Origin of the sequence: Nocardia sp. NPDC050406 (assembly GCF_044459025.1) — a bacterium.
Classification (GTDB): Bacteria; Actinomycetota; Actinomycetes; order Mycobacteriales; family Mycobacteriaceae; genus Nocardia.
In genome coordinates, this window is record NZ_JBITIM010000002.1 from 2,033,060 (window position 1) to 2,050,494 (window position 17,435).

The following is a 17,435-nucleotide window of genomic DNA, read 5'->3' on the forward strand; positions in this document are numbered from 1 at the left end:
GAAGTCATGACACAGACGAACCACTCGCTGCCGCAGGCCAGCGCGGGCGTCGCGCACAAGAGCGCGCACGAGCCGGATCTGGGCGGCCACTTCGGCGTGTACGGCGGACGCCATGTCCCCGAGGCGCTCATGGCCGTGATCGAAGAGGTCACCGCCGAGTACGAGAAGGTCCGCGTGGACCCGAACTTCCTCGGTGAGCTGGACCGCCTGCAGCGCGACTACACCGGGCGTCCGTCGCCGGTGTTCGAATGCACCAAGCTGGCCCAGCATGCCGGTGGGGCGCGCATCCTGCTGAAGCGGGAAGACCTGAACCACACCGGATCTCACAAAATCAACAATGTGCTCGGGCAGGCGCTGCTGGCCAAGCGCATGGGCAAGACCCGCGTCATCGCGGAGACCGGCGCGGGCCAGCACGGCGTCGCCACCGCCACCGCGTGCGCGCTGCTCGGCCTCGACTGCATCATCTACATGGGCGCGGTCGATACCGCCCGCCAGGCGCTGAACGTCGCGCGCATGCGGCTGCTCGGCGCCGAGGTCGTCTCGGTCACCACCGGGTCGCAGACGCTCAAGGACGCCATCAACGAGGCGCTGCGCGACTGGGTCACCCACGCCGACGAGACCTACTACTGCTTCGGCACCGCCGCCGGACCGCACCCGTTCCCGCTCATGGTGCGCGACTTCCAGCGCATTGTCGGGCTGGAGGCGCGCGAGCAGGTGCAGACCCTCACCGGTCGGCTGCCCGACGCCGTAACCGCCTGTGTCGGTGGCGGTTCCAATGCCATCGGCATCTTCCACGCCTTCCTCGACGATCCGGCCGTGCGGCTGATCGGCTACGAGGCGGCGGGCGACGGCGTCGAAACCGGCCGCCACGCCGCCACTTTCACCGGCGGCACGCCGGGCGCGTTCCAGGGCGCGTACTCGTACCTGTTGCAGGACGAGGACGGCCAGACCATCGAATCCCATTCCATCTCCGCGGGTTTGGACTATCCGGGCGTCGGCCCGGAGCACGCCTACCTCAAGGACATCGGCCGCGCCGAGTACCGGCCCATCACCGATACCGAGGCGATGGACGCGCTGCTGCTGCTCTCCCGCGCCGAGGGCATCATCCCGGCCATCGAATCCGCGCACGCGGTCGCCGGTGCCCTGCAATTGGGTCGGGAGCTGGGCGAGGGCGCGATCATTCTCGTGAACCTGTCCGGTCGCGGTGACAAGGACATGGATACCGCCGCCCGCTGGTTCGGGCTCTTCGACAAGCCGGAGGGCGAGCAGTGAGTCAGCAGTCCCGTCTCGCCAACACCTTCGCCGCGGCCCGCGAGGAGAACCGCGCCGCGCTCATCGGCTACCTGCCCGCCGGATACCCGGACCTGCAGGGCTCCATCGACGTGTGCACCGCCATGGTCGAATCCGGTTGCGACGTCATCGAAGTCGGCGTCGCCTACTCCGATCCGGTGATGGACGGGCCCACCATCCAGGCCGCCGCCGAACAGGCGCTGCGCGGGGGAGTGCGGGTCCGCGACGTGTTCAAGGTCGTGGAGGCCATCAGCAAGGCGGGCGGCAAGGCCGTCGTCATGACCTACTGGAACCCGGTGCTCAAGTACGGCGTGGACACCTTCTCCCGCGATCTCGCGGCGGCGGGCGGGCTCGGACTCATCACCCCGAACCTGATTCCGGAAGAGGCCGACGACTGGTTCATCGCCTCCTCGACCCACAATCTCGACCGCATCTTCCTGGTCGCGCCGTCCTCCACCGAGGAGCGACTGGTCAAAACCCTCGAAGCCTCACGGGGTTTCGTGTACGCGGCCTCCACCATGGGCGTCACGGGCGCGCGTGACGCGGTATCCTCCATGGCTCCCGCGCTGTGCGGCCGTATTCGCGCCCACTCCGATATTCCGATCGGCGTCGGCCTGGGTGTGCGCAATGGCGCGCAGGCGGCCGAAATCGCTTCCTACGCAGACGGTGTCATCGTCGGTTCGGCGCTGGTGAGCGCTGCGGCCGAGGGCCTGGACGCGGTGCGCTCGCTCACCGCGGAGCTGGCGCAAGGCGTGCGCTCGGCGACCGTCGCGTCGTAATTTCGCAGCACCGCGGGCGGGTACCGAATTCGGTGCCCGCCCGCGGTCGTTTCGCCAGGTAACCACCGATTTGCCGATCTAGTTAACTCTGGGTTAATGTCCGGCTCCGTGCTGAGCATTCTGAAGCCCGCGCCGCATATCGCGCGGGTTGCCGACAACGAGGTCGATCCGCTCTACCGCCGCCTGCGGTGGCAGATCTTCTTTGGCATCTTCTTCGGCTACGCCGCCTACTACTTGGTGCGCAAGAACTTCGCGCTCGCCATCCCGGACCTCATGGACGAGTACGGGTACTCGCGCGGACAGCTCGGCCTGGTGCTCTCGGCCATCTCACTGGCCTACGGCGTCTCCAAATTCGTCATGGGCGCGGTGTCGGACCGCTCCAATCCGCGAATCTTCTTGCCGCTGGGCCTGATTCTCTCCGCTTCCGTCATGCTCTTCATGGGCTTCGTGCCGTGGGCGACCTCGAGTATCGCCATCATGTTCGTGCTGCTGTTCATCTGCGGCTGGTTCCAGGGCATGGGCTGGCCGCCCTCGGGCCGCACCATGGTGCACTGGTGGTCGCAGCAGGAGCGCGGCCGGATCGTGTCGGTGTGGAACTGCGCGCACAATGTCGGCGGCGGCCTGCCCCCGCTGCTGTTCCTGCTCGGCGTGGCCTGGTTCCACGACTGGCGTTCGGCGTTCTACATGCCCGCCTTCTGCGCGATCATCGTCGCGGTCATCGCGTACCTGCTCATGCGGGATACGCCGCAGTCGGTGGGGCTGCCGCCGGTCGAGGAGTACAAGAACGACTACCCGAAGGACTACTCGGCCAAGGACGAGGTCGAGCTCACGGCCAAGGAGATCTTCAACCGCTACATCCTGCCCAACAAGCTGCTCTGGTACATCGCCTTCGCGAACGTCTTCGTGTACCTGCTGCGCTACGGCGTGCTGGACTGGTCGCCGACCTACCTCAAAGAGGTCAAGCACTTCACCCTGGACAAGTCCTCGTGGGCGTACTTCCTCTACGAGTACGCGGGCATTCCGGGCACGCTGCTCGCGGGCTGGATGTCGGACAAGGTGTTTCGCGGCAATCGCGGCGCCACCGGCGTGCTGTTCATGGGTCTGGTGACCGTGGCGACGCTGGTGTTCTGGCTGGCCCCCGCCGACAAGCCCGGCGTGAGCATGGCGTGCATGATCGTCATCGGCTTCCTCATCTACGGGCCGGTCATGCTCATCGGCCTGCACGCCCTCGAGCTCGTCTCGAAGAAGGCCGCCGGGACCGCCGCGGGCTTCACCGGCCTGTTCGGCTACCTGGGCGGCTCGGTGGCGGCCAGCGCGATCGTCGGCTTCACCGTGGACCACTACGGCTGGAACGGCGGGTTCATCATTCTGGTCGGCGGTGGCGTGGCGGCGGTGCTGCTGCTCATCCTCACCATGATCAGCGAGAAGAAGCACAAGGAGCGGCTCGCCCTGGTGGAGGTCTGAGCGGTGCTGATCGGGTCGATTCCGCTACGGTGGGGCCGTGACCTATCGAGCCCTGGCTGACAGCACCGGCGCGAATATTCTGGCCTACATTCCCTCCCCGCCCCGCGGCGTCTGGGATATCGGCCCGTTCCCACTGCGCGCCTACGCGCTGTGCATCATCATCGGCATCGTCGTCGCCATCTGGTGGGGCGAGAAGCGGTGGCAGGAACGCGGCGGGCAGGCCGGAATGGTCCTGGACGTGGCCATGTTCGCGGTGCCGTTCGGACTCATCGGCGGGCGGCTGTACCACGTGGCCACCGACTGGCAGAAGTACTTCGGCGCGGGCGGCCATCCGCTCGACGCCCTGAAGATCTGGCAGGGCGGGCTCGGCATCTGGGGCGCGGTGCTGCTGGGCGGCGTCGGCGCGTGGATCGCCTGCCGGATCTACCGAATCCCCTTGCCCGCCTTCGGCGACGCCATCGCCCCCGGCATTCTGCTGGCCCAGGCGATCGGGCGGCTCGGCAACTACTTCAACCAGGAACTCTACGGCCGCGCCACCGATGTGCCGTGGGGCCTGGAGATCTATCTGCGCTTCGACTCCAACGGCCAGCTGGACATGATGAACGGCGTCTCCACCGGCGTGGTGGAGAAGGTCGTGCAGCCCACCTTCCTCTACGAGATGGTGTGGAATCTGCTCGGCGTGGCCGCACTGCTGTACCTGGACAAGAAGTTCCGCATCGGCCACGGCCGCCTGTTCGCGCTCTATGTCGCCATCTACAGCTTCGGCCGCTTCTTCGTGGAGCTGCTGCGCGACGACGAGGCCACCCATATCGCGGGCATCCGCATCAACAGCTTCACCTCGGCGATCGTCTTCGCCTGCGCCATCGCGTATTTCGTACTCGCCACCAAGGGGCGCGAAACCGCGGCGCAAGTGCAGGCGTCGGACGAACAGCGGCCGTGGCCGTGGGAGCTGTCGAAACTGCGGGCCTTCGGCGCGGCCTCGGCGGCGACCGCGACGGCCACGGAAGGCGATGCGGCGGAAGGCGATACGGCCGACAGCGACGACGAATCCGTGTCACTGACGAAGGATTCCGAGCCCGAGGACGCCGAATCCGGTTCCGTTGTCAACGAATCCGTAGCGGAGGACGATAAACCCTCGAAGTCCGTCGAGGCGGAGTCGGTCGAGGCGAAGTCGGTCGAGACACAGTCCGACGAGGCGAAGACCGACGAGGCGAAGACCACCGGCGTCGACGACACCAAGTCCTGACGCCGCGCACCACCGGAGGAGAATGCCGTGACCGATCCCTATCAGCCGCAGCCCGAACCGAGCGGGCCGCAGTATGGAGTTCCGGGCACCGGTCCGAACCTCGGCAAGGACAACGATCCGTACGCCCAGCCCTACGACCCGCCGCAGTACGCGCAGCCCGGCTACGGCCAACCGGGCGGCTACCCGCCCGCCCAGTACGCGCCGGGCGTGGATCCGGAAGCGCCGTACGGCCGCGATATCTACGGCGCGCCCTTCTCCGACAAGCAGAAGCTCGTCGCCGGGCTGCTCCAGATCTTCGTCGGCGGTTTCGGCGTCGGCCGGTTCTACCTGGGCTATAACAGAATCGCCGTCTGGCAGATCGTGGCCACCATCTTCACCTGCGGAGTGGTCGGACCGATCTGGGGTCTGGTGGACGGGATCCTGATGCTCGTGGGCAAGGTGCCGGACCCGTACGGCCGCCCCTTGCGCGACTGATCACGGACCCTTCGAGACACGCTCGGTGGCGGGCTCCCTCACCTGCGCGGGAGCCCGCTCTCGCTATCATCCGAGGTGATGTTTGCGCAAGGTTTGCGCGCAGCGCGATCATTGATGACCCGCCCGGTTGGTTTCCGGCGTACCCTGTAGCGGTTGTTTGTCGCGTGGCCACCCCACGCTCGAAGAGAGGTAAACCGTGCGCCGCAAGCTGTTCGCCGCCGTGCTCGCCCTTGTCGCCGCCACCGGGCTGACCGCCTGCGGGAGCGCCGACGACCCGAACGTGCTCAAGGTCGGCACCGAGGGCACCTACTCTCCTTTCAGCTACCAGGAGGGCGGCCAGCTCACCGGGTACGACGTGGACGTCGTCAAGGCCGTCGCCGACAAACTGGGCCGCAAGGTCGAATTCGTGCAGACCCCGTGGGACGCCATCTTCGCGGGCCTCGAGTCCAAGCGCTTCGACCTCGTCGCCAACCAGGTCACCGTGAATCCCGATCGCGCGCAGAAGTATTCGCTGTCGGACCCCTACACCACCTCCGAAGGCGTCATCGTCACCCGCGCCGACAACAACGCCCTCACCTCCCTCGCGAGCCTGAACGGCAAGACCTGCGCGCAGTCCTCGACCAGCAACTGGTCCAAGGTCGCCGCCGGGGCGGGCTGCAAGGTCGAGGGCGTGGAGGGCTTCGTGCAGGCCATCCAGCTGCTCAAGAACGGCCGCGTCGACGCCACCGTCAACGACACCCTGGCCGTCGGCGAGTACACCAAGCAGCACGGCTCCGACTCGGTGAAGGTCGCGGGCAAGACCGGTGAGACCAGCCAGCAGGCCTTCGCCGCCCGCAAGGACTCCCAGGAGCTCGTCGACCAGGTGAACAAGGCCCTGGCGGAACTGCGCGCCGACGGCACCCTGGCCAAGATCTCCGACAAGTACTTCGGCACCGACGTCAGCAAGTAAGTCGCGAGGAGATGGATTCCGCCACCTGGGAACTCATCCGGCAGAACCTGTGGCCGATGCTGAAGGCCACCGTCGAGATGACGCTGCCGCTCACCGCCGTCAGCTTCGCGATCGGGCTCGTACTGGCCCTGTTCGTGGCGCTGGCGCGGATGTCGCCGATCTGGCCGCTCTCGGCGGCGGCCAGGTTCTACATCTCGATCATTCGCGGTACGCCGCTGCTGGTGCAGCTGTTCATCGTGTTCTACGCGCTGCCGCAATTCGGCGTGGTGATCGATCCGTTCCCGGCGGCGGTGATCGCCTTCAGCCTCAATGTGGGCGGCTACGCGGCCGAGGTCATTCGCGCCGCCATCCTGTCGGTGGCGCACGGGCAGTGGGAGGCGTCCTACGCGGTCGGCATGACCTATCCGCAGGCGTTGCGGATGATCATCCTGCCGCAGGCCTCCCGCATCGCGGTGCCGCCGCTGTCCAATACGCTCATCTCCTTGGTGAAGGACACCTCGCTCGCCTCCACCATTCTGGTGACCGAATTGCTGCGCACCGCCCAACTGGCCGCCGCGCCCACCTTCGACTTCTTCGCGCTCTACGGCGTGGCCGCGCTCTACTACTGGGTCATCTGCCTGATCCTCGGTTTCGGGCAGACCCGGCTGGAGACTCGTCTAGCGCGTCACGTCGCGCGCTGAGCGATAGCTGGGGTTTCCTCCAAGTGCTGGATGCCACACGCTTGCTGTTCACCGATCGGCCGCCCAGGGTTGCGGTGTGCCCGGTGAGCGGGACCCTATCGGCAGGTCTAGGGTTGATGGTGTGATGCGACGGACGAAGATTGTGTGCACGCTCGGACCCGCGGTGTCGTCCGAGGAAAAAATTCGTGAACTCGTCGAGAGCGGTATGGACGTGGCCCGGCTGAACTTCAGCCACGGCGAACATGCCGACCACGCCGAGAACTACAAGAAGGTGCGCCAGGCCAGCGATGACCTCGGCCGCGCCGTCGGCATTCTGGCCGACTTGCAGGGACCGAAGATTCGCCTCGGACGCTTCGAGGGTGATGGCAAGACCTTCTGGGCAACCGGTGAGGTCGTGCGCATCACCGTCGACGATATCGTCGGCACCCACGACCGCGTCTCGACCACCTACTCCGAACTCGCCCAGGACGCCAAGGCCGGTGACCGTTTGCTGGTCGACGACGGCAAGGTCGGCCTGACGGTCGAGAGCGTCGACGGCAACGACGTGGTCTGCCGGGTGACCGAGGGCGGCCCGGTCTCCAACAACAAGGGCGTCTCGCTGCCCGGGATGGACGTCTCCGTGCCCGCGCTGTCCGAGAAGGACATCGAGGACCTCGAATTCGCCTTGAAGCTCGGCGTGGATTTCATCGCGCTGTCGTTCGTCCGCTCGCCCTCGGACGTGGAGCTGGTGCACGACATCATGGACCGCGTCGGCCGTCGCGTGCCCGTGGTCGGCAAGCTCGAGAAGCCGGAGGCCATCGACAACCTCGAGGCCATCGTCCTGGCCTTCGACGCCATCATGGTGGCGCGCGGCGACCTCGGTGTGGAGCTGCCCCTGGAGCAGGTGCCGCTGGTACAGAAGCGGGCTATTCAGATGGCGCGCGAGAACGCCAAGCCGGTCATCGTGGCCACCCAGATGCTGGAATCCATGATCACCAACTCGCGGCCCACCCGCGCCGAGGCCTCCGATGTGGCCAACGCGGTGCTCGACGGCGCGGACGCGGTCATGCTCTCCGGTGAGACCTCCGTCGGCGCGTACCCGATCGAGGCCGTGCGCACCATGGCCCGCATCGTGCACGCCGTGGAGAGCGAATCCTCCACCCGGGTGCCGCCGCTGACCCATGTGCCGCGGACCAAGCGCGGCGTCATCTCCTACGCCGCCCGCGATATCGGCGAGCGCCTCAATGCCAAGGCGCTGGTCGCCTTCACGCAGTCCGGTGACACGGTGCGCCGCCTGGCCCGCCTGCACACCCCGCTGCCGCTGCTGGCCTTCACGCCGCAGCCGGAGATTCGCAGCCAGCTCGCATTGACCTGGGGCACCGAGACTTTCATCGTGCCGAGGGTGGCCGATACCGACGAGATGATCCACCAGGTCGACAACGCGCTGCTGTCCATCGGCCGGTACAAGAAGGGCGATCTGGTGGTGATCGTGGCCGGGTCCCCGCCGGGAACCGTCGGCTCCACCAATATGATTCACGTCCACCGGATCGGCGAGGAGGACCACTGAGTTGAGCGCGTCACTGGGCGAAACGGTCGGCGAGGCGGGCGCGCTGGCCCGCTCGGCCGATCTGGAAGTGCTGTTGGAGCTGCTGGATCTGGAAGAAGCCGGGCCGGACATCTTCATCGGTCACCATCCGGACAAGGTGTGGAGTCGCACCTTCGGCGGACAGCTGGTCTCGCAGGGGCTGATCGCCGCGGGCCGCACCGTCGGACCGGGTCGCCCGGTGCACGCCGTCAACGCGCATTTCGTGCGCGGCGGCGATCCCAAGAAGCCGATCGAGTACCGCGTCGACCGGCACCGCGACGGGCGCTCGTTCGCCAATCGCACGGTGACGGCCATGCAGGACGATCAGGAGCTGTTCGTCATGCTGGCGGCGTTCCAGGACTACGGCAAGGGCCTCGAGCACGGCACGCCGCTGCCCGAGGTGCCGGATCCGGATACGCTGCCGCGCGTGGAGGAGTCCTTCGCCGGACTCGAGGACCGCCTCGAAATGTTCGTCAACGCACCGCATCCCATCGATATGCGCTACACCAACGATCCGGCGTGGATTCTCAAGGGCACGGGGGAGAAGCTCAACCACAACCGGGTGTGGATGCGCACCGACGGCGCGCTGCCCGACGATCCGATGATTCACGTTGCGGCGCTGGCGTATTCGTCCGACACCACGGTGCTGGACTCCATCATCACCACGCACGGTCTGTCGTGGGGATTGGATCGCATCATCGCGGCGACGGTGAACCACTCCATCTGGTTCCACCGGCCGTTCCGGTTCGACGACTGGGCGCTGTACGCGACCGAATCGCCGGTGGCGGCGGGGTCGCGCGGGCTGGCGCGCGGTCACTTCTATTCGCGCACAGGGGAATTGCTCGCCACGACGGTGCAGGAAGGCGTGATCCGGCACTTCCCGTCGCGGCGCTGAGTCGCGGAGCGCGAACTTCTGGCCGCACCGCACGAACTTCTGGCCGCATTGCACGAACTTCTGTCAGGGCCTCGGCGAATGCGCCGGGGCCCTGACGTATTCGGCCGGTGGATCGCGCTCAGATGAGTTCGCGGTTCTCTTCCAGGTCGAAACCCTCGCGCTGCAAGGCCCGAATCACATAGGGGAACGGCTGATCGGCCGAGAGCCCGAGGACCAGGCGCTGCTCCAGGCGGTCGATGGCCGCCTTGGTGAGCAGGCGGGCATCACCGACCAGGCTCAGCGCGATCTCGTAGGTGTGTCGGTCGTCCGGCTCCACACCGGGATGATCGAGCCGCCATTGGGTTTCGAGCACCGTGTGGGTGGGGTCGTCCCCCTCCACCGGTAGCGTGAACCGCCAGGCGAACAGATCGCGATCGGCCACATGCTCGTCCACGACCCGGCAGACGATGCCTACCACGCGGTCGAGCAGCTGCGGTGTCACGAAAACATGGAGCGAAACATCCGAAATTCGTTTCGGCATGTCCTTCAGTCCTGTTCGGTGTGTGGTGAAGTACCCGCGGGGAGTGTAATCCCTTACCGGACGTTTACGGCAGACAGGTCCATTGACACGCGGTGTTCGCTTGTGAGTTTCCGCCCTAGTGGCGCGAAGACGCAACCCGCTGGCCGGAATCCGCAACCGGTTGTTCCGGTTTGCCGGAGTGCGCGGGCTTTTCGGTCGCGATGGCGGGTTGCGCGCCGGTGTCGGCGTGTTTCGGATCGCGCCCGCCCGGCAGGACCAGCAGGGCGGGGCGGGGATTACCGGCGTCATCGGCGGTCGCGCGAGGGTGGATGGTCGCCTCGGGATGCTGATGCGCGTGTAGCGCGAACAGCAGCGGCACCAGCGCTTCCGCGATGCGGTCGCCCACTTCGCAATACGCCTGCGGGGACAGGCCGACCGGGTCGGCGATGTTCTCGCGGCCGACCAGCGCCAGATCGTGGCGGGCCTGATTCAGCGCGGCCACCGTGCGCGCGCCGCTGACCTTCGCGATGCGGTAGGCCTCGAGCAGCGTGAAGGTGTGTGGCGCGGCGGAGGGTTCGATCTCGCAGACCTTGTCGCGGATCTGCTCGGTCATGGTGAGGATCATGTCGGCGCGGCGCACCATCTCCGGTTTCAGCCTGCGCGCCTTGAAGCCGCTGGCGTCGCCGCCGAGGCCCTCGATGGTCTGTGCCGCAAGCGGTTCCACCGGGAATCCGACCAGGGCGCGCACACCCGCGCTCTCGACCGTGAGATCGCGCCACCGGTGTTCGGCGGCCACGGCGAGGGTGAGCCGTTCCGCGATCACGGATCGACAGACATTGCCAGAGCAGACGAACAGGACGTGCATGGTGCGAAGGGTAGGCCGCCCGCGTCGCCGCCGAAATGAATCCGTGACCGAATCACACCCTGTGACGAGGATGTTCATCTGGCGGTCTCGTGTCGGTTGCCCGGTGTTCGCGCGGTACGCCGAAACCGGCCCGGAGCAAGGCTTTCGGGGCGCGCGCGACGGGTGCGTCAGGAGCGATAGTAGCTGTCCTCGTCGACCACCGGCGCGACCGTGGGGTCGGCCCCGCGCACCCGGCCTCGGGTGGAGAACATGCGGCCGCGGGCGGCGACGGTCGGCGCGAATCTCGCCATACCGGTCGCCGGGGTCATATCGTCGTAGACCGAATCGAAGCCGCCGCGCGCGAAATACGCCTCGTGCCAGAAGCCGGTGCCGCCCGAATCGCGCAGGAAGCCCTGCCACCACTGGCGGTGCGGGTCGGAGCGGGTCCACTTCTCCAGGCTCTCGAGGTCGCGCCAGTACTGGCGTGCGCCCCAATGCGGCGGGAACAGCGACCAGACGATGTCCTCGTGCGACAGCAGGCCGTCGGGCTTGCCGCGGTGAGAACTGTAGAGCTTGGGGCCGACGCCGAGCAGGCGCAGGATGCCGCGTGGTCGGCGCACCCGCATACCCAGGTAGATGACGACCAGGTCGGGGTAGTCCGACAGGTCCACCGTCAGCCGGTTCACACGCACGCGTCGCCCTCCAGGATGAGTCTCTGTACGGGGATACGGATGGGCGGCGTGCGCGGTTCAATCGGTGGGATTCGCCAGGGGGCTGGACGGCGTCGCGGGGTTACAGTGGAGATTCACTCAGCGCTTCCGAGGAGGAAGCATGGCCAATATCGTGATGACCGGTGGCACTTCGGGTTTCGGCGCGATCGCGGCCGAGCGGCTGGTCGCCGCGGGGGACAACCGGCTGCTGGTGGGTGCGCGCCGAACGGTTCCGGCCGGTGAGGCGATACCGCTGGAGTTGCGGGAACTCGACTCCGCGCGGATGTTCGCGGCGACGGTGCGGGAACGGTTGGGCGGCAGCCCCATCGATGCCCTGGTGCTCAATGCCGGTGTCATCCGACCCGATGCCGACGACCGCACCCTGGACGGCTTCGAGACCACCTTCGCCGTCAACCACCTCGCCCAGTATCTGGTGTCGCGCCTGCTGCTGCCCGACCTGGCGGAAACGGCGATCGTCATCCTCACCACGAGCGGGACCCACGACCCCGCCACCGGCGCGAGTCTGGTGCCACCCCGCCACGCCGACGCCGAACTGCTCGCGCACCCCGAACGCGATCCCGACCGTGACTCGCGGCCACGCAAGGCGGGCGAGCACGCCTACACCGCCTCCAAACTCTGCGCGGTGCTCACGGCGCGGTCCCTGTCCGAGCAGCGCGAGGGCCTGACGGCGTTGGCCTACGATCCGGGCCAGGTCTTCGGCACCGGCCTGGCCAAGAACCTCTCGCTCCCGCTGCGAACGGCCTGGTCGCTCTTCGGCACGCCGCTCGGCTGGCCGCTACGCCAGTTCAGCCCCACCATGAACACCCGCCACGCGGCCGGAAAAGCCTTGGCCGACTTGGCACTGCGCGTCACACCGCCCCCGCCGGGCCACCTCTACGCCGCGCTCCGCCGCGGCCACCTCACCTGGCCCGACCTCTCCGATCTGGCCCGCGACGACAAGCGCGCGCTCGCCCTGTGGACCGACAGCGCCGGACTCGTCGGCCTGCCGGACTGACGCGCGCCGGGGCATCCGCTACGTTGCCGTGCGTGACCATCAACCATGACGCGCTCGTCGACGAAATCCACACGCTGCACGCCGATCTCGCCAGCTGGCTGGGCACTCCCGACAGCGCCGACGCCCTGGAGCGGTTCATCGCGCAGACGCACCCCGATTTCTCCATGGTCAACGTCGACGGTGGTGTCGTACGCCGTGAGTCCCTGTGCGAGGGTCTGCGTAGCGCGGGCCACGCCGCGCCCGGCCTCACGATCGACATCGTCGACCTCGAGGTCCTGCACACCTCGGCCGAGAGCGCGGTGGCGCGGTTCAAGGAAATCCACCACACCCCGCATGGCCCGACGGCCCGCCTGACCACCGCCCTCCTACTGCCCGCCCCCGCCGCCCGCAACGGCCTGCTCTGGCGCACCGTCCACGAAACCCCCACGACCCCTTGAGATGTCGTCGGCGGAACCGGCCGCCTCGGTCTCCGATCGGGTGAGCGTGGCGTGCTCGGCGGAGGTGCGCTCAGCCGCCGCCGGGCTGGCGGTCGCGTGTGCGGCGAAGGTCGGTTCGGCCCCCACCGTCGCGGTGGCCGCGTGTTCGCTGGTGCTCGGTTCGGCTTCTGCCGTGGCGGTGGTCGGCTGTTCGGTGGAGGTCGGTTCGGCCACTGCCGCGGCGGTGGCCGCGTGTTCGGTCGAGGTCGGTTCGACCTCTGCCGTGGCGGTCGTGTCTTCGGTGGGGGTCGGATCAGCCTCCGCCCGGACGACGGCCTGTTGGTCGGCGGAGGGCAGCGCGGTGTCCGCCGCGGCAGCCGCGCGCTCGGTGCCGCTTGCCTCGACCTCGGGAGTGATCGCGTCCGCCACGACCGCGTCCGCCGCGACCTGCGCCCGCATGGACACCGTCTCCCCATCCGACAGCGATTCCAACTCCCCGCGCATCTGGGCGATGCGCGCCGCGAGTTCTTCGGTGAGGGTCCGCAGTTCCCCGCGCAGTTCGGCGATTTCGGCGGCGAGCACATCGCGTTCCTGTTCGCGCTCGATCAAATTGGCGCGCTGGATCTCGATGGTGTCGTTCATGGCCGCCAATTGCCGGTCGGCCCCCTTCAGCCGCCATTCGATAATCGCCCGCCGATCCACCGACTGGCTGGCATTGGACACCCACTCCACCACGTAATCCAGCCACTGCGCCGGTTTGGGCATTTTCTCGTTCTCGTCCCACCCCTTGCGCAGCGCCGTCTTCGCGGAGATCACCCGCTCCGCCCCCAACCCCTCCACCGGCGCGTTCATCTGCACATGACTGAGCTTCCCCAAACTCGTCACGACCGCCGTCAGCCGATATCGCCCCACCAAATGCATCCGCAACTCCGCGGCCCCCCGCCCATCCGCATCCATAGCCCCCAACCAAGGCCCATCCGCCACCTCGATAATCGACTCCAACACCCCCAGCTGCCCCACCCCCCGCCGCAGCCGAGTAGCCCGCCGCCGTAGATCCTCGGTCGTATCGGTCATCTGGTCCCAATGCACCCACCGAATATATCCGCGCCCGCCGCCACTCCCCGCCAACCAACAAGATCACCAGGTACTGGTGGCGGCATCGCCCGAGAGCCCGCCGCCACCAGTACCTGGTGAACGCTCCTTCTATTTCAGGGCGACGCGGGCGCCTCCGGAGAACATCGAGTCGTGGAATTCGATGGCGACGGGGTCGGTCCCGGCCGGGACGTCGAAGGCGATCGCGACGGGGACCTTGTTCCCGGGGTTGATCTCCGTGGCGATCACGTTCGTGTTGATATTCGCCTCGGCCATACTGTCATTGGTGAACTGTTTGCCCTGGGCGTCGATCAATTTCTGATTCTCGCCGAAGTAGGTCTGCGGTTTGTCTCCGATGTTCGTGACGTCAACGCGCACAACGATGTACACGCCCTGAGCGTCTTTCTTCATATAAGGGTTGTCGCCCACCGACCCCGCGGGTTCATCGACCCCGGTGACCACGAACTCGAACTTCCCATCCCGCACCGCCGACCCGACCGGAGCGACCTCGGCGGTCGCCTTCTCCGGCGCGGAATCCTTGTCCGACATGGCGAGGATCCCGAAGCACCCCCCACACAACAGAATCATCCCCCCGGTGATCCCAAGGATCACCCACAAAACGGTCCTACTCTTCCGCCGAGGCGGCTGCGGATATTGCCCCGAACCAGGTTGCTGAGGCGGCTGCGGATAGTTCATCGAAACCCCTAGAGATAGGCAGGGTCACCCCTGAAATTGCGACAGCGTTGCTGTGTACAGGGCAAATCCACCCCCACCACCCGGGCGTTAGCTCCCTGTGCAGTTCAGTGGCACAAAATGTCAGTCGACCAAGCAGTCGCAAGGCAATGCTGGCGAATCGCTGTGCCTCAGAAGAAGTTCCGTCTCCAGCCGCTCGACGGGAAGGCGAATACGTAAGCGGTGCAACGGATGTCCGAGAATCCTCCGATTCCGATCCCGGTTGCCCCCATGCCGCGCTGGACACGAGGGAAGGACCCACATCCCCGCCCCGGCCCCCCGGAAAACAGAACGGCGGGCATGATCACCGATCATGCCCGCCCATTGGTGCCGAGTGTGGGACTCGAACCCACACGTCCTTCCGGACAACGGTTTTTGAGACCGTCGCGTCTGCCAGTTCCGCCAACCCGGCGCACCGGGAGAAAACTATAGCGGGTGTACCACTCGTAAACCTAACCACGCCCGGGAAGTGGGTTCTACGTTGTGATACTGGTCGGTTTGCGCTGGGTAGATGGGTTGTGACGGGAGGTGGGCGGTACTCTTTGGGTTACTCGGGTGCGTGCCGATCCGGCGAGGGTGGCGCAGGACGAGGTGCATCGGGTGTAGGTATCGGAAGCGACAGGGGTTCATCTATGGGAACGACAGCAGGGGGCGCGGGCGCGAAGAAAGAGGCCGCGCCGTCCACCCCCAAGCGGGTGGTGGTCGCCGAGGACGAGGCGCTCATCCGGATGGATCTCGTCGAGATGCTCTCCGAGGAGGGCTATCACGTGGTCGGTGAGGCGGGGGACGGACAGCAGGCCGTGGATCTGGCCGAGGAGTTGCGGCCCGATCTGGTGATCATGGATGTGAAGATGCCGCGGCGCGACGGGATCGACGCCGCCGCCGAGATCGCGTCGAAACGGCTTGCGCCAGTGGTGATCCTGACCGCCTTCAGTCAGCGCGACCTGGTGGAGCGGGCGCGCGACGCGGGCGCGATGGCCTACCTGGTGAAGCCGTTCACCAAGTCGGACCTGGTTCCAGCCATCGAATTGGCGGCCAGCCGCTTCCACGAGATCACCGCGCTCGAGGGTGAGGTCGCCAATCTGGCCGACCGGCTCGAGACGCGCAAACTGGTCGAGCGCGCCAAGGGGGTGCTCATGCAGACGCAGGGTCTGTCCGAGCCGCAGGCGTTCAAGTGGATCCAGCGCACCGCCATGGACCGCCGCACCACCATGAAGGCGGTTGCCGAAGTGGTGCTGGAGAATCTCGCACCGAAGTAATAGAGCACGGCTATGTTGCCGGGGACGGTGCGGAAGCATTAATGCCCCGGTAACACCAACCGGAAAATAGTTTGTCTCGATGTCACATGCATGATCCGAATGTGATGCGCAGCTAACGCGGTGGGGATATGTTCTGACCGGGCCGACAGATGAGGCGGCCCCCTCGGCGAGCCGGGGGTGCACAGAACATAGAGGTGAATCGTGCTTGGTTCAATGACGCGCACGTCTTCCCTGCGGCGCGTACGCATGGCACGCGTAGTGGTCATCGGGGCGGCGACCGTGCTCGCCCTGGCGGGGTGTAGCAGCAAATCGACCGACAACGGTCCCGAAAGTGCCGGGGGCCTGTCCATCAAACCGCTGGTGCAGGTCGACCTCGACGGTAAAGAGGTTCCGGCCGCGGATACCTCCGCCGCCGCCGACCCCGCCGGTGACGGCAAGGCCAAATGCGCACCCACGTCCATCGCCATGGCGGGTCCGCTCACCGGTCCGAACGCCAACCTGGGCCTGAACATCGTGCGCGGCGTGAAGCTGGCGCTCGACGAGCACAACAAGGCCAACAAGGACTGCCAGGTCACCCTCAAGGAGTTCGATACCGAGGGCAACCCGCAGAAGGCCACCCAGGTGATCCCGACGATCATCAACGATCCGTCGATCGTGGCGCTGATCGGCCCGACCTTCTCCGGTGAGACCAAGGCGACCGGTCAGGTGCTCAGCGACGCCGGACTGCTGGCGCTGACCCCGTCGGCGACCAACGTCTCGCTCACCCAGAACGGCTGGAAGACCTTCTTCCGCGGCCTCGGCAACGACGGCATCCAGGGTCCGGCGGTTGCCAAGTATCTGCTCGGCACCGGCAAGTACAAGAAGATCTGCGTCGCCGCCGACAACACCGATTACGGTGTGGGCCTTGCCAAGACGCTCACCGAGACCCTCGGTGCGACCGCCGATCCGAGCTGCGCGGTGAACGTGAAGGAAGGCGACAAGGACTTCTCCGCCGCCGTCTCCAAGCTGGCCGCCGCCAAGCCGGACGCCATCTACTACGCGGGCTACTACGCCGAGGCGGCCCCGTTCGTCCAGCAGCTGCGCTCCGGCGGCGTCACCGCCACCTTCATCTCCGACGACGGCACCAAGGACGTCGAGTTCGTGAAGCAGGCGGGCGACGCGTCCAAGGACGCCGTGCTCTCGTGCCCGTGTGGTCCGGCCCCGGACAAGTTCGCCGAGGACTACAAGGCGCTCAGCGGTTTCGAGGCGGGCACCTACTCCACCGAGGGTTACGACCTGACCACCATCGTGTTGAAGGGCCTCGCGGCGGGCAAGGCCACGCGCGCCGACATGGTCGAGTACGTCCGCACCTACCAGGGCCAGGGTCTGGCCCGCGAGTACAAGTGGGGTCCCACCGGTGAGTTGGAGAAGGCGCTGATCTGGATGTACGAGGTCAAGTAGCCCTTCGAAGTTCGGAAACAGCGTGTGCCGGGAGTCCGGCGGGCTGAGTACCGCGACCCGCCGGTTCCCGGCACACGCGTTTTTCCA

Annotated in this window: 18 protein-coding genes and 1 tRNA gene; 13 read left to right on the forward strand and 6 right to left on the reverse strand. The window is 66.9% G+C overall.

Annotation, left to right across the window (positions count from 1 at the left end):
- Nucleotides 1–6 precede the first annotated feature (6 nt).
- The 9 genes from trpB to ACIBH2_RS22725 all read left to right on the forward strand — a co-directional run bounded on the left by trpB (nucleotide 7) and on the right by ACIBH2_RS22725 (nucleotide 9,341).
- On the forward strand, nucleotides 7–1,272 hold the full coding sequence (trpB, locus tag ACIBH2_RS22685; RefSeq protein ID WP_397120407.1) for a tryptophan synthase subunit beta: 1,266 nt from the start codon (nucleotides 7–9) through the stop codon (nucleotides 1,270–1,272).
- A complete protein-coding gene (gene trpA / locus ACIBH2_RS22690) occupies nucleotides 1,269–2,069 on the forward strand; it encodes a tryptophan synthase subunit alpha (protein WP_397120409.1) in 801 nt (266 codons plus the stop codon). Before trpB ends, trpA begins: the two co-directional genes overlap by 4 nt.
- Nucleotides 2,070–2,165: 96 nt before the next feature.
- Nucleotides 2,166–3,533 carry a glycerol-3-phosphate transporter gene (gene glpT / locus ACIBH2_RS22695; RefSeq protein WP_397120411.1) on the forward strand — a complete coding sequence of 456 codons (1,368 nt, stop codon included), beginning with the start codon at nucleotides 2,166–2,168 and terminating at the stop codon, nucleotides 3,531–3,533.
- A gap of 37 nt (nucleotides 3,534–3,570) precedes the next feature.
- Nucleotides 3,571–4,779, forward strand: coding sequence for a prolipoprotein diacylglyceryl transferase (gene lgt / locus ACIBH2_RS22700; protein ID WP_397120413.1), 1,209 nt, complete (start codon nucleotides 3,571–3,573; stop codon nucleotides 4,777–4,779).
- A gap of 27 nt (nucleotides 4,780–4,806) precedes the next feature.
- Nucleotides 4,807–5,253 carry an NINE protein gene (locus ACIBH2_RS22705; protein WP_397120415.1) on the forward strand — a complete coding sequence of 149 codons (447 nt, stop codon included), beginning with the start codon at nucleotides 4,807–4,809 and terminating at the stop codon, nucleotides 5,251–5,253.
- A gap of 196 nt (nucleotides 5,254–5,449) precedes the next feature.
- Nucleotides 5,450–6,202, forward strand: a complete 753-nt coding sequence (locus ACIBH2_RS22710; protein ID WP_397120417.1) for an amino acid ABC transporter substrate-binding protein — start codon at nucleotides 5,450–5,452, stop codon at nucleotides 6,200–6,202.
- 11 nt (nucleotides 6,203–6,213) lie between these two features.
- Nucleotides 6,214–6,882, forward strand: a complete 669-nt coding sequence (locus tag ACIBH2_RS22715; RefSeq protein ID WP_397120419.1) for an amino acid ABC transporter permease — start codon at nucleotides 6,214–6,216, stop codon at nucleotides 6,880–6,882.
- A 121-nt stretch (nucleotides 6,883–7,003) separates the two neighbouring features.
- Nucleotides 7,004–8,428, forward strand: coding sequence for a pyruvate kinase (gene pyk / locus ACIBH2_RS22720; RefSeq protein WP_397120421.1), 1,425 nt, complete (start codon nucleotides 7,004–7,006; stop codon nucleotides 8,426–8,428).
- A gap of 1 nt (nucleotide 8,429) precedes the next feature.
- A complete protein-coding gene (locus tag ACIBH2_RS22725; RefSeq protein WP_397120423.1) occupies nucleotides 8,430–9,341 on the forward strand; it encodes an acyl-CoA thioesterase in 912 nt (303 codons plus the stop codon).
- Nucleotides 9,342–9,459: 118 nt separating this feature from the next.
- On the opposite strand, the gene ACIBH2_RS22730 is transcribed toward ACIBH2_RS22725, so the two are convergent.
- From ACIBH2_RS22730 to ACIBH2_RS22740, 3 genes are all read right to left on the reverse strand, one after another.
- Nucleotides 9,460–9,822, reverse strand: coding sequence for a hypothetical protein (locus tag ACIBH2_RS22730; protein ID WP_397120425.1), 363 nt, complete (start codon nucleotides 9,820–9,822; stop codon nucleotides 9,460–9,462).
- Nucleotides 9,823–9,976: 154 nt separating this feature from the next.
- The gene (locus ACIBH2_RS22735) at nucleotides 9,977–10,705 is read right to left on the reverse strand and encodes a low molecular weight phosphatase family protein (RefSeq protein ID WP_397120427.1); all 729 of its coding nucleotides are present in this window, start codon (nucleotides 10,703–10,705) and stop codon (nucleotides 9,977–9,979) included.
- A gap of 167 nt (nucleotides 10,706–10,872) precedes the next feature.
- Entirely contained in the window at nucleotides 10,873–11,376 is a 504-nt protein-coding gene (locus ACIBH2_RS22740; protein ID WP_397120429.1) for a phenylacetaldoxime dehydratase family protein, read from the reverse strand.
- A gap of 139 nt (nucleotides 11,377–11,515) precedes the next feature.
- On the opposite strand from ACIBH2_RS22740, the gene ACIBH2_RS22745 reads away from it, so the two are divergent.
- Together ACIBH2_RS22745 and ACIBH2_RS22750 are read left to right on the forward strand one after the other, a co-directional pair.
- The gene (locus ACIBH2_RS22745) at nucleotides 11,516–12,409 is read left to right on the forward strand and encodes an SDR family NAD(P)-dependent oxidoreductase (RefSeq protein ID WP_397120431.1); all 894 of its coding nucleotides are present in this window, start codon (nucleotides 11,516–11,518) and stop codon (nucleotides 12,407–12,409) included.
- A gap of 32 nt (nucleotides 12,410–12,441) precedes the next feature.
- On the forward strand, nucleotides 12,442–12,846 hold the full coding sequence (locus tag ACIBH2_RS22750) for a hypothetical protein (protein WP_397120434.1): 405 nt from the start codon (nucleotides 12,442–12,444) through the stop codon (nucleotides 12,844–12,846).
- Here ACIBH2_RS22750 and ACIBH2_RS22755 read toward each other — a convergent pair.
- The 3 genes from ACIBH2_RS22755 to ACIBH2_RS22765 all read right to left on the reverse strand — a co-directional run bounded on the left by ACIBH2_RS22755 (nucleotide 12,775) and on the right by ACIBH2_RS22765 (nucleotide 15,061).
- Nucleotides 12,775–13,914, reverse strand: a complete 1,140-nt coding sequence (locus ACIBH2_RS22755) for a hypothetical protein (RefSeq protein WP_397120436.1) — start codon at nucleotides 13,912–13,914, stop codon at nucleotides 12,775–12,777. The genes ACIBH2_RS22750 and ACIBH2_RS22755 overlap by 72 nt on opposite strands.
- A gap of 114 nt (nucleotides 13,915–14,028) precedes the next feature.
- Nucleotides 14,029–14,613 carry a DUF4352 domain-containing protein gene (locus tag ACIBH2_RS22760; protein WP_397120438.1) on the reverse strand — a complete coding sequence of 195 codons (585 nt, stop codon included), beginning with the start codon at nucleotides 14,611–14,613 and terminating at the stop codon, nucleotides 14,029–14,031.
- Between the two features lie 361 nt (nucleotides 14,614–14,974).
- Nucleotides 14,975–15,061, reverse strand: a tRNA-Leu gene (locus ACIBH2_RS22765).
- 220 nt (nucleotides 15,062–15,281) lie between these two features.
- On the opposite strand from ACIBH2_RS22765, the gene ACIBH2_RS22770 reads away from it, so the two are divergent.
- On the forward strand, nucleotides 15,282–15,908 hold the full coding sequence (locus ACIBH2_RS22770) for an ANTAR domain-containing response regulator (protein WP_397120440.1): 627 nt from the start codon (nucleotides 15,282–15,284) through the stop codon (nucleotides 15,906–15,908).
- Between the two features lie 246 nt (nucleotides 15,909–16,154).
- Nucleotides 16,155–17,348, forward strand: coding sequence for a branched-chain amino acid ABC transporter substrate-binding protein (locus ACIBH2_RS22775; protein WP_397120442.1), 1,194 nt, complete (start codon nucleotides 16,155–16,157; stop codon nucleotides 17,346–17,348).
- Nucleotides 17,349–17,435 lie beyond the last annotated feature (87 nt).